Origin of the sequence: Serratia sp. (in: enterobacteria) (assembly GCF_046715635.1) — a bacterium.
Classification (GTDB): Bacteria; Pseudomonadota; Gammaproteobacteria; order Enterobacterales; family Enterobacteriaceae; genus Chania.
The window spans coordinates 1-10,820 of record NZ_JBKJYW010000216.1 but is presented as its reverse complement, the minus strand read 5'-3'; the positions used below and the strand labels follow the sequence as shown (position 1 = coordinate 10,820).

At 54.5% G+C, this 10,820-nt stretch carries 10 protein-coding genes; 5 read left to right on the top strand and 5 right to left on the bottom strand.

The annotated features are described in order from the left end of the window. The 4 genes from ACLQ7H_RS10875 to metF form a co-directional block, all read left to right on the top strand. The coding region (locus tag ACLQ7H_RS10875) for a bifunctional aspartate kinase/homoserine dehydrogenase II (RefSeq protein ID WP_411752674.1) at window positions 1-1,869 on the top strand (1,869 nt) is incomplete at its 5' end. A gap of 443 nt (window positions 1,870-2,312) precedes the next feature. Beyond that, window positions 2,313-2,612, top strand: coding sequence for a hypothetical protein (locus tag ACLQ7H_RS10870; protein ID WP_411752673.1), 300 nt, complete (start codon window positions 2,313-2,315; stop codon window positions 2,610-2,612). Further along, on the top strand, window positions 2,609-2,989 hold the full coding sequence (locus ACLQ7H_RS10865) for a putative T6SS immunity periplasmic lipoprotein (protein ID WP_411752672.1): 381 nt from the start codon (window positions 2,609-2,611) through the stop codon (window positions 2,987-2,989). The genes ACLQ7H_RS10870 and ACLQ7H_RS10865 overlap by 4 nt, the downstream gene beginning before the upstream one ends. 314 nt (window positions 2,990-3,303) lie before the next feature. Then, window positions 3,304-4,203 carry a methylenetetrahydrofolate reductase gene (gene metF, locus ACLQ7H_RS10860; protein ID WP_411752671.1) on the top strand — a complete coding sequence of 300 codons (900 nt, stop codon included), beginning with the start codon at window positions 3,304-3,306 and terminating at the stop codon, window positions 4,201-4,203. Between the two features lie 36 nt (window positions 4,204-4,239). Here the strand turns inward: metF and rihC are convergent, their stop codons facing one another. The 4 genes from rihC to dcuC are packed head-to-tail and all read right to left on the bottom strand — an operon-like array spanning window position 4,240 to window position 8,932. Beyond that, a complete protein-coding gene (rihC, locus tag ACLQ7H_RS10855; protein ID WP_411752670.1) occupies window positions 4,240-5,175 on the bottom strand; it encodes a ribonucleoside hydrolase RihC in 936 nt (311 codons plus the stop codon). Between the two features lie 29 nt (window positions 5,176-5,204). After that, a complete protein-coding gene (locus ACLQ7H_RS10850) occupies window positions 5,205-6,245 on the bottom strand; it encodes a type II asparaginase (protein WP_411752669.1) in 1,041 nt (346 codons plus the stop codon). 28 nt (window positions 6,246-6,273) lie between these two features. Beyond that, window positions 6,274-7,551, bottom strand: a complete 1,278-nt coding sequence (locus ACLQ7H_RS10845; protein ID WP_411752668.1) for an amidohydrolase — start codon at window positions 7,549-7,551, stop codon at window positions 6,274-6,276. Window positions 7,552-7,561: 10 nt separating this feature from the next. Further along, window positions 7,562-8,932 carry a C4-dicarboxylate transporter DcuC gene (gene dcuC, locus ACLQ7H_RS10840; protein ID WP_411752667.1) on the bottom strand — a complete coding sequence of 457 codons (1,371 nt, stop codon included), beginning with the start codon at window positions 8,930-8,932 and terminating at the stop codon, window positions 7,562-7,564. Between the two features lie 236 nt (window positions 8,933-9,168). On the opposite strand from dcuC, the gene ACLQ7H_RS10835 reads away from it, so the two are divergent. Next, window positions 9,169-10,086, top strand: coding sequence for a DMT family transporter (locus ACLQ7H_RS10835; RefSeq protein ID WP_411752666.1), 918 nt, complete (start codon window positions 9,169-9,171; stop codon window positions 10,084-10,086). A gap of 175 nt (window positions 10,087-10,261) precedes the next feature. Here ACLQ7H_RS10835 and ACLQ7H_RS10830 read toward each other — a convergent pair whose 3' ends face one another. Then, window positions 10,262-10,798 (bottom strand): MarR family winged helix-turn-helix transcriptional regulator, encoded by a 537-nt coding sequence (locus ACLQ7H_RS10830; RefSeq protein WP_411752665.1) that lies wholly within the window; start codon window positions 10,796-10,798, stop codon window positions 10,262-10,264. Window positions 10,799-10,820: the final 22 nt, after the last annotated feature.

Genomic DNA, 10,820 nt, shown 5'->3' with positions numbered 1-10,820 from the left:
GTCGTGACCGGCTTTATTTCGCGTAATGACAGCGGTGAAACCGTGCTGTTGGGGCGCAACGGCAGTGACTATTCCGCCACGCAGGTTGGCGCATTGGCCGGTGTGGAGCGAGTCACCATCTGGAGCGACGTGGCCGGGGTTTACAGCGCCGATCCGCGCAAAGTGAAAGATGCCTGCCTGCTGCCGCTGCTGCGTCTGGATGAAGCCAGCGAGCTGGCCCGCCTGGCGGCTCCGGTGCTGCATACTCGTACTTTGCAGCCAGTGTCTGGCAGCGACATCGATCTGCAACTGCGCTGTAGCTATCAGCCGGAACAGGGCTCAACCCGTATCGAGCGCGTACTGGCTTCCGGTACCGGTGCCAAAATTGTCACCAGCCACGATGATGTCTGCCTGATCGAACTCAGCGTTGCGCCGCAGCATGACTTCAAGCTGGCGCAGAAAGAGTTGGATCTGGTGCTCAAGCGCGCGCAGATCAAACCGTTGGCCGTAGGGGTTCATCCTGACCGTAACCTGATCCAGCTTTGCTACACCTCTGAAGTGGTGGGCAGCGTGCTGCGCATTTTGCAGGAGGCCGGGTTACCGGGTGAGCTGCAACTGCGTGAAGGGTTGGCGCTGGTGGCGTTGGTGGGGGCGGGCGTGTGCAAGAATCCGCTGCATAGCCATCGTTTCTATCAGCAGTTGAAGGATCAGCCGGTGGAGTTCATCTGGCAGGCCGAGGATGGTATCAGCCTGGTGGCGGTGCTGCGTCAGGGGCCGACCGGTCTGCTGATCCAGGGCCTGCACCAAACGCTGTTCCGTGCAGAAAAGCGTATTGGCCTGGTGCTGTTTGGCAAAGGCAATATTGGTTCACGTTGGTTGGAGCTGTTTGCTCGCGAACAGAAGAATATCTCTGCGCGCAGCGGCTTTGAGTTTAGCCTGGCAGGGGTGGTGGATAGCCGTCGCAGCCTGCTCAATTACGAAGGGCTGGATGCCAGCCGCGCGCTGGCGTTCTTTGAAGATGAAGCTCAGGAGCTGGACGAAGAGTCGTTGTTCCTGTGGATGCGGGCGCACCCGTTCGACGATCTGGTGGTGCTCGACGTGACTGCCAGTGAGGATTTGGCGGAACAGTACCTGGACTTTGCCAGCTATGGCTTCCATGTGATCAGCGCCAATAAGCTGGCGGGGGCCTCGTGCAGTGCCAATTACCGCCAGATCCGCGATGCGTTTGCCAAAACGGGCCGCCACTGGTTGTATAACGCCACCGTGGGGGCCGGGTTACCGGTGAACCATACCGTGCGCGATCTGCGCGACAGCGGGGACAGCATTCTGGCGATCAGCGGTATCTTCTCTGGCACGCTATCCTGGTTGTTCCTGCAGTTTGATGGCACGGTGCCGTTTACCGAACTGGTGGATCAGGCTTGGCAGCAGGGGCTGACGGAGCCGGATCCGCGTGTTGACCTGTCTGGGCAAGACGTGATGCGTAAGCTGGTGATCCTGGCGCGTGAGGCGGGTTATGACATTGAACCTAACCAGGTGCGTGTGGAGTCGCTGGTGCCTGCAGGCACGGAGCAAGGCTCTATCGATCAGTTCTTCGAGAACGGCGATGCGCTGAATCAGCAAATGCTACAGCGCTTCGAAGCGGCCAACGAAATGGGCCTGGTGCTGCGCCACGTGGCGCGTTTCGATGCCAATGGCAAAGCGCGTGTTGGCGTTGAGGCCGTGCGGCCAGAACATCCACTGGCTTCGCTGCTGCCTTGTGACAACGTGTTTGCCATCGAAAGCCGCTGGTATCGTGACAACCCGCTGGTGATCCGTGGGCCAGGGGCCGGGCGCGACGTGACTGCTGGAGCCATCCAGTCCGACCTTAACCGCTTGGCACAGCTGCTTTAAATCCTCGCACTAACCTCAGGGGGCGGCGGTTCGCTGCCCCTGTTCCTGTTTTCATCGCCATTCCTGGCAATACTCAAAATCATTCAAGGCGTCTTATGCCCATGCTCAACTTGAGCGTTAATCAGGTATTTACGAGTATTATTTGAGCTTCCTCTTATGGTATTTTTGATTAAAAAATAGTCTCATATCGTTTGCTATGGATTTGAGGGAGTTCTCAGGATGGGACAACAACAGGAGGGGATAAAAAGAGCATTAACGCTTGGTGAGGTTAACTTGGCACACTCAGTTTATGGCACTACCATTTTTTATGGGAAAGTTTTCATTCATTGCGGTAGTTATCTACCATTAGGCATGCAAGATAACGGACAGCGATGACCCCAAATGGAGAGTTATATTTCCGGAGAGAACTGTATCGGAATGATTATGCGAATGAGCATCCTGCGATGCAACATCTATTTATTCATGAAATGAGCCATGTTTGGCAACACCAAAAAGGAATGTGGGTTAGAACAAGAGGATTATTTAGTTGGGCCGTCAGCTATAAATACAAACTTGATAAGCTACGCTTAAACTATTATGGGATGGAACAGCAGGCTTCTATTATTGCTGATTATTTTTATCTCAAAAAATTCGGTGTAAATGCCTTTTTTAGTTATCGAGGTAGAAACTTCATTGGGGTAGTTGATGAAGATACATTGTCAAAATTTCAACTAGTGATAAGAAGTGCAGGATTGCCATTATGAGAAAGTATTTATGCTTCATCCTTCCTCTTTTCCTCTCTGGATGCCCGATGGGAGATAAAATTAACCTATATCCGGCACGGTCAATGGTTGTAAACGGTAAAATTTGTGTTTTTTTTGATAAAACAGACATAGTTAAAGATGAAAATATTTTGAAAGTAGCTATATGGAAGTATGGTAATGAGACTTATGCCTATGAAACATCATACGCTACTGCCCCTTTAACTTTAGAAGCTGGCAAATGCATTCCCGGTATCGGTGAGTTTGATTTTATTCCCGGAGAAGCTTACAGCGTTCTTGTTGATACGCCGTTGCATTCCTATGAAACGCGTTTTAGCGTCTCACAACAAGGTGAAAATATTACGCTGAATCCAAACTAAACAAATAGTTAGTCTGCCCCTGGGACTTGTTTAGCTAAGTGACTGGGTGATTTGAATACGGTGAACAGTGACCTCGAAGGGGAAGCCCATGGATGCGAATAACTCAGTACAGTCAACAACGCTGTAGCTTGAAAGGCGACGGATAGAGACCGATCATGAAATTCTCTCATCCAGTGTGAGGATTAATCATCGTATCTCCCTCACTTTCCTGTTGACTCTTCAGGCAACATCCGGCATTTTCTATCTAGACGTCTAAACGTATAGACGCTTATTATGACGAAGCAAAACAGTGATCGATAAGAGGCGGACAGGGTATGAGTTTTTATCACGCAAACCAGCGGGAAGCGCTGAATCAGAGTCTGGCAGAGTTAAACGGCCAGATTAACGTGTCGTTCGAGTTCTTCCCGCCGCGCACCAGCGAGATGGAAGACACCTTGTGGCAGTCGATCGATCGCCTGAGTAGCCTCAAACCCAAGTTTGTTTCTGTGACCTACGGTGCCAACTCGGGTGAGCGCGACCGTACCCACAGCATCATCAAAGGGATCAAAGAGCGTACCGGCCTGGATGCGGCACCTCACCTGACCTGCATTGATGCCAGCCCGGCGCAGCTGCGTGATATCGCGACCGATTACTGGAACAGCGGTATCCGCCACATCGTTGCGCTGCGTGGCGATTTACCACCAGGCGGTGGCAAGCCGGAAATGTACGCGACCGATCTGGTCACGCTGCTCAAAGACGTCGGCGACTTTGATATTTCTGTCGCGGCCTACCCGGAAGTGCATCCGGAAGCGAAAAGCGCCCAGTCAGATCTGATCAACCTGAAACGTAAAATCGATGCCGGTGCCAACCGTGCCATCACTCAATTCTTCTTCGACGTAGAAAGCTATCTGCGTTTTCGTGACCGCTGTGTGACTGCTGGTATCGACGTAGAAATCGTGCCGGGCATTCTGCCAGTGTCCAACTTTAAGCAGCTCCAGCGCTTTGCCACCATGACCAACGTGCGGGTGCCAAGCTGGATGACCAGCATGTTTGCCGGGCTGGATGACGATGCGGAAACCCGCAAGATGGTCGGTGCCAATATCGCCATGGATATGGTGAAGATCCTGAGCCGCGAAGGGGTCAAAGATTTCCACTTCTATACGCTCAACCGTGCGGAAATGAGTTACGCCATCTGCCATACCCTGGGCGTGCGCCCCGGTGCAGTGGTTGGCTGATAGATAGCGGTTGCCGTTGCAGCAACCGCGCCATTATCAAGGAACGGCCGGGTGCGTGAGCATCTCCACGAACCACTGCCGGAATCCTTCGACATCGATTTCCAGGCAGACTTCGGCATTGGCTGGCAGTTTCAGACGGTTGGCCAGATCGACGCAGGTCGTTCCTCTGGTCAGCTCACCTTGCGTCTCTACCGCCACATGGCAGGCCTGAGTGGTAAACAACTCGGGTTTTGCCAGATAGGCCAGAGCGCACAGGTCATGCATTTTCAGCCCACGGCTCATACTCCCACCCCGATAGTGTTGGAATAGGCTATGCAGCATGGCCCCGGTGCGGTTCAGCGTCGGTAAGCTGGCGATCATCTCGGCGGTGAGCGTAGCCCGGTTGGTGACGTCCAGCCCGCACATGACGATTGGGATACCGCTGGCAAACACCATGCTGGCGGCCTCGGGATCCACGTAGATATTAAACTCCGCATTTGGCGTATGGTTACCGCGCCCGGCGGAACCTCCCATCATGACGATCCGCGCGATAGATGGCTTACATTCCGGGTAGAGCGTGAGCAATAGGGCGATGTTGGTTAACGGGCCAATCGGCACCAAGACGATTGGCTCCTTGCTGGCCAGCAGCAGGTCACGCATCACCTCAACGGCATGACCGTCAACGATCTGCTGTGTCGGCTCCTCAAAGGCGTATCCATCCAGGCCGGAGTTGCCGTGAATATGGCTGGCATCCTCCAGTTTACGTACCAGCGGAGCCGCTGCCCCGCGAGCTACGGGCGTTGATGCGCCCAGGAAATGCAGCAGGCGCAGCGCATTGTTGGTGGTTTTATCCACGCTGACATTGCCTGCCACCGTGCTCACCAGGCGCAGGTCGATTTTCGGATGAAACAGCGCGGCAACCAGCGCGACGGCATCATCGATACCGGGATCGGTATCCAGGATCATGGCAATAGGTGCGGAGCTAGAGGACATAATATCTCCCATACAGGATGGATCAGGCGTTAGCGCTGATGGTCAAAATAGCTGGCGATCTGCGGCAGGTCTGCGCCACTCGCCAGAGCTAATTGCAGTAAAACCCGGGATTTCTGCGGGTTGAGGAAGCCTGCGCCGATGGCAAAGGACTTGGTGCTGACATAGCCTGCGCCGGTACGCGTGGACATCACCACCGGGATACCTTGCTGGTGTAACTTGCCAATGGCCGCCTCCATATTGGTAGACACGTTTCCGTTACCATTACCGGCGATGACAATGCCTTTGGCGCCGCTCTTTAGGGCCGCATCCAGGATGGCGGTGTCCTGAGCCTGGTAGGAATAGAGTATTTCAACCTTCGGTAGGCTGGTGAGTTTACTGACGTCAAAATAGCGCTTATCGATCGGCTGGGCGGCGGTGTAATAGAATTTGGGTTGCCCGCTGACAAACAGCCCCAGATAGCCGGGCTCTGTGGCTTTAAAGGTGTCCAGCGTGGTGGAGTTGGTTTTGCTGGTGTAAAAGGCGGAGCCGATGCGGTCGTTTAATACCACCAGCGTTCCCCGGTTTTCTGCCTGCCTGGTCGTGGCTAACGTCACCGCTTCCAGCAGGTTCATTGGGCCATCCGCACTGATGGCCGTTGCCGGGCGCATCGAGCCGACCATCACCACCGGCTGCTTGCTGTTCACGGTTAAATCCAGGAAGAAGGCGGTTTCTTCCAGGGTATCGGTGCCGTGTGTGATGACGACGCCCTGCTGCCCCTGTTGGTTCAACAGTTGATTGACTCGCTTGCTCAGGGTAAGCAGCACCTGGTCGTTGACGTCGCCGCTGATGGTATTGGAGATTTGCTCGCCTTTCACCTCCGCAACCTGTGCCATTTCAGGCACGGCGGCGATCAGGGTATCGATGCCGACGGCACCCGCCTTATAGCCAGTGGTGTCCGTCTTGGAGGCTGAGCTGCCCGCGATGGTGCCGCCGGTCGCCAGGATGGTGACTTGGGGTTTACCCGCCTGTGAGGCTATCGGCAGGGCGAGTAGCGCGCTTGCCAATAGCACGGCCAGTGTCGATTTGTTCATTTCTCTCTCCTTGGAAAATAGGCCGCGTTCAACGGGCCAGCAACAGGCGCTCAAGCAATTGGGTGAAGACGGTATAGCCAGTGAACAGCTGGTCTTCGTCGATATCAAACTCGGACTGGTGGTGGCCAGCCTTCAAATCGGAGCCAATGACAAAGTAGGCCGCCTTGCCGCCGTGAGACTGCACCCGCTTGATCAGCAGGGTGGCGTCATCGCTGCCGTTAAAATTCATGCTGCGCTGCACGTGTTCCACCGAAGGGATGCCCCTGGCGATGGACATAATCAGCTCGGTCATTTCATCATCGGGCACGAAGTTGACCGCTTCCCCCATGATCTGGGTTTCGAGCTGCACGTCAAAGCTGAGCGCGGCCCCCTGGGCGCGGCGCATCGCTTCTTCATACATGAAGTTATTGATTTTTTCGTTCTCGCCCCGCACTTCGACCTGCATTTGTGCATGGCTTGGGATGACGTTGCGCCCTTCGCCGCCGTGTAACACCCCGACGTTAACGCGCGTCATACCTTCGCCGTGTGTTGGTAGGCTGAGGAGTTGCAGCGTGGTGTGGCAGGCCGCCGCCAGGGCGTTTTTCCCCAGATGGGGCTCCATACCGGCATGGGCGGCTTTGCCTTGGAAGCTCATGTCGATCTTCAGCGTCGAGAGGAATTTCTCTGGCGCAGCCACGAGGGTGTTGCTGGGAATGTCACACCCCAGGTGGCCGCAGGCAAAGAAGTCCACATCGTCCAGAATGCCGCTTTCAGCCATCGGGCGCGCACCCCGCACGCCTTCTTCCGCCGGTTGGAACAGCAGCTTGACGCAGCCATGCAGTTGGTCATGGTGATCCATCAGCCATTGCGCCACGCCGAGTCCTATCGCCATGTGGCCGTCGTGGCCGCAGGCATGCATCAACCCGGGTTGGGTAGAGGCGAAGTTTTCCTGTTGTGGCGTATGGGACGTACAGGTTGACTCCTGCACGTTGACGCAATCCAGTTCAAAACGCAGTGCCACCACCGGGCCAGGCCTGCCGGTATCGAAAACTGCGGCGCAACCGGTGTAATCCCCGATCCTTAGCAGCATGCCTTCATCAATGCCTGCGGCTTTGGCGGCGGCCTGCGAGTTCTTTACCGCCTGCAGATTGTAGCCACGGACGAAGTCGGGATTGATAACCTGTGTCCCGGTTAATACTTGATGCCCCATGGATTCCAGCGTCTGGATCACCCGGGCGGTGGTGGCAAATTCGGTCCAGCCGGTTTCCGGGTAGGCATGAAATTGACGCCGCCAGTTAATCAGGGTGCGGGGGTCGATAGTGCTCATTGTCATCTCCTCAGAATGAGTAGCGGATCAGCGTGAAAATCAGGGTGGCGACAAACCCGACCAGCAACGGCACCGAGGTTCTTTTGACCACCTCAATCGGGCTGACTTTGACTACTGATGCCACAATGATCACCACCGCAGAAACTGGCGATATCGCGCGGATCAGGTTTGAGGTCAGCTGCATAGGCAGGGCAATCATGACCGGATCGACGTGAGCCTGATTGGCGATGGACGGGATCAGCTCAATAAAGGAGTAGAACACCGCATTACCGCTACCGCTGATCAGTGTGATCAGCGCGGTCAGGCCGGAGAAGATAAACATCAGGCCGATCCCGGCGTTATTAACCTCTTTAACTAGCGAGGCCACGGTGCTGATGGCTCCGATGGCAGTCAACCCGGCTACCAGGGTGCTGGCCGCTACGATCAACACCACCACCTGCGAGAAGCCTTGCCCCATGCCGGTGAAGAACAGCGACGAATTTTTCATTTGTTCGCGCAGGTCGCCTTTGCGGATCAGTTCCACAATAAAGGCCAGTGCAAACGAGAACAGGGTGATTTCCACCAGGCCGATTTTGATCTGGCGGAAGAACAGGCCAAATACCACGATCAGGAATAACGGGATCAGCGGGAACAGGGCGTAGTAAGCCGGAGGGAGTTGGCTGTTGGTGGTCAATTTACTTTCATCGACGTCGGTAAACGCGGCTGCGCCCTGGCGCTTATCCATGTACTTTTGCCAGAAATAGTGCGCGATGCCGATAATGACCAGCACCGGCAATGAGATAACGGCATGGTGCATAGTGACGTAGTCCACCACGTGCTCGAAACCCAGGATTTTGGCGGCGACGACATTATCGCCACCCAGCGGTGTGGGCACGATGGTAGCGGTGGTAGCAATGACCCCGGCGGCGCTGAGCGAGGACATGTTTGCCACGCGCAGAATGGGGTAAAGCGTGGCCATTAAAATTACGGCGAGAGAGGCGGCGCTGGGAATGATCAATGACAGCAGTGACCCGATCCAGAATACGATTGGCACCAGAATATAGGGGGAGCGGATCTTCGCGATGGGTTTTGACATGATTTTAACCGCGACATCGTTTGCGCCAATGTGCGACATATAAGCGGAAAAGCCGAACAGCACCATGATGATGATGCCTGCCCGGCTAAACTGCTTGATGAAATCCAGCTCGATTTGTTTTAACGGATCCAGCCAGACGGTGCCCGTTCCTGCCCCGGCACTCAAAATAGGTAAGCCCAAGGTGGCCGCCGCCAACATGAGTACGATCCCTGCGCTAAACAACACCAGCTTAGTGTCGTAGTTCTTGGCAATGGCGTAACCGGCCACCACGAGCACTGCCAAGCTGATTATTAGTGCTACATCCATTTGCTTCCCCTGTCATCATCAATCTTCATGATAAATATCTTTCTGTGAAGATACTTTTAAGAAGGTAAGATCTTTGTCTAATACCTGCAACGAATAGTACCGGTAATTTTGATCTTAACTGCATTTATTGTGAATTCCTTATTGGGAAAAGCATTCGGCATTTACTATGCATGGAAAGTATCTTAACGTGAAGATAAATTCCTTGCGGATGTTCTGCCTACGGATAAGTCACCAATATGAAAAAATTCTCTTTAATTGGCGTTTTGTTAACATTATCTGCTGCTTTCTTGTGGGGGACGGTGGGAACGGCGCAAAGCCTGGCACCTGGCTCGGCGTCGCCTTACTGGCTCGGGGCGCTGAGGTTGGTACTGGCCTGCCTGTTCTTCCAACTGCTGTTTGCTTACCGCCAGGCCAAAAATACGGCGACGACCAGCACCGAAGAACAGCAGGTTGCGGCACAGCGCCATTTGTACTGGGGTTTGGTGTTCGGGGCTGGGGTATGTATGGGGCTATATAACCTGGCCTTCTTTGCCGGGGTAAAAGCCACCGGGATTGCTGTAGGCACTGCCACGACGATCGGTAGCGCGCCAATCTGGGCTGGTTTGCTTGAGGCCGTCGGGTTGAGAAAGTCACCTAGCGCATTGTGGTGGGGAGGCGTGCTGTGTGCCACTAGCGGCGGGATCTGGATGGTGCTTTCGCAATCGGCTTCCTGGGTGATTAACCCGATCGGGCTGATGACCTGTCTGGGGGCCGGTTTTTGCTATGCGCTGTATACCTTGCTCAGCAAGCGGCTGGTGGCCATCGCGTCACCGTTAACCATCACCAAACACACCTTTGCCATCGCCATGCTGATCGCCGTGCCGGTGGCCTGGGGGATGGCGGGTACGCCCTCACTGACCTTGCCAACCTGGTTGATCATCGCTTATCTGGGGATTTGTACTACTGGCATCGCCTACCTGCTGTTTACTCTGGCATTGAAACACATGAGTGCGGCGACCTGCGTTGCCTTGGGGCTATTTGAGCCGATCGTGGCCTTTGCGCTGGCGATCTTGGTGGCTAGGGAGCCAATCAGCATGCTGGCCTTTGGTGGACTATGCCTGATTCTGGCCGGGCTGTGGTTGGTATTGCGCGGTGAGAGAGCGGCTAATCAATAGGCGCCCTCACCCTAACCCTCTCCCTCAGGAGAGGGAACCGATCGAGTTCGTTGATATTACTATACTTTCCGAAGCTGCACGGGCTAATCCAGTGCTCCGGTCAGCCCCCTCGCCCTGTGGGAGAGGGTTGGGGTGAGGGGCAAGAGTCATTCTGGCTAACTTTAGCCGAGTGACATCAGGCTGATTTGGTTTTTTCATTCAGCTGTGATTTCTGCGAGAGGATCAATTTTTTCAGTAGCTCCGCCAACTGCTCTTGATCTTCTGCGCCTAACCCCTGGATCAGAGCTTTTTCGATTGCCACATGGGTTTCTACCGTTTCCAGGGTTAATTTACGGCCTGCCGGCGTGATTTTAACGATCACGCCACGCCGGTCTGAAGGATCGGGCATGCGGACAATATACTTTTTATTTTCCAGGCGATTAATCCGGTTGGATAAGCCACCGGAGGAAATCAGGATTTTCTCTTGCAGATCTTTGGGAGAAAGCTGGCGGTCGGGGTTGCGGGCCAGGGCGGCCAGCACTTCGAATTCGCCAATAGTCAGGTTATAACGTGCGAAGTTGGCATCGACAAACTGCGAGATATAGTGGCTCATGCGCACAATTCTGGCGATCACCGGTAGGCCAGACAAATCTAAAGTGGGTACCGTGTCTAACCATTCCTGGATTAAACGATCAACGAAATCTGTTTCAGTGACATTGGTCTTATCGCCCATCTATTTTATCTCTTCCTGACTG

Excerpts from the sequence above, each read along its gene's own strand:
- ACLQ7H_RS10830 (WP_411752665.1), bottom strand. The coding sequence starts at position 10,798 with ATGGGCGATAAGACCAATGTCACTGAAACAGATTTCGTTGATCGTTTA.
- metF (WP_411752671.1), top strand. The coding sequence starts at position 3,304 with ATGAGTTTTTATCACGCAAACCAGCGGGAAGCGCTGAATCAGAGTCTG.
- ACLQ7H_RS10870 (WP_411752673.1), top strand. The coding sequence starts at position 2,313 with ATGCAACATCTATTTATTCATGAAATGAGCCATGTTTGGCAACACCAA.
- ACLQ7H_RS10835 (WP_411752666.1), top strand. The coding sequence starts at position 9,169 with ATGAAAAAATTCTCTTTAATTGGCGTTTTGTTAACATTATCTGCTGCT.
- ACLQ7H_RS10865 (WP_411752672.1), top strand. The coding sequence starts at position 2,609 with ATGAGAAAGTATTTATGCTTCATCCTTCCTCTTTTCCTCTCTGGATGC.
- ACLQ7H_RS10845 (WP_411752668.1), bottom strand. The coding sequence starts at position 7,551 with ATGAGCACTATCGACCCCCGCACCCTGATTAACTGGCGGCGTCAATTT.
- rihC (WP_411752670.1), bottom strand. The coding sequence starts at position 5,175 with ATGTCCTCTAGCTCCGCACCTATTGCCATGATCCTGGATACCGATCCC.
- dcuC (WP_411752667.1), bottom strand. The coding sequence starts at position 8,932 with ATGGATGTAGCACTAATAATCAGCTTGGCAGTGCTCGTGGTGGCCGGT.
- ACLQ7H_RS10850 (WP_411752669.1), bottom strand. The coding sequence starts at position 6,245 with ATGAACAAATCGACACTGGCCGTGCTATTGGCAAGCGCGCTACTCGCC.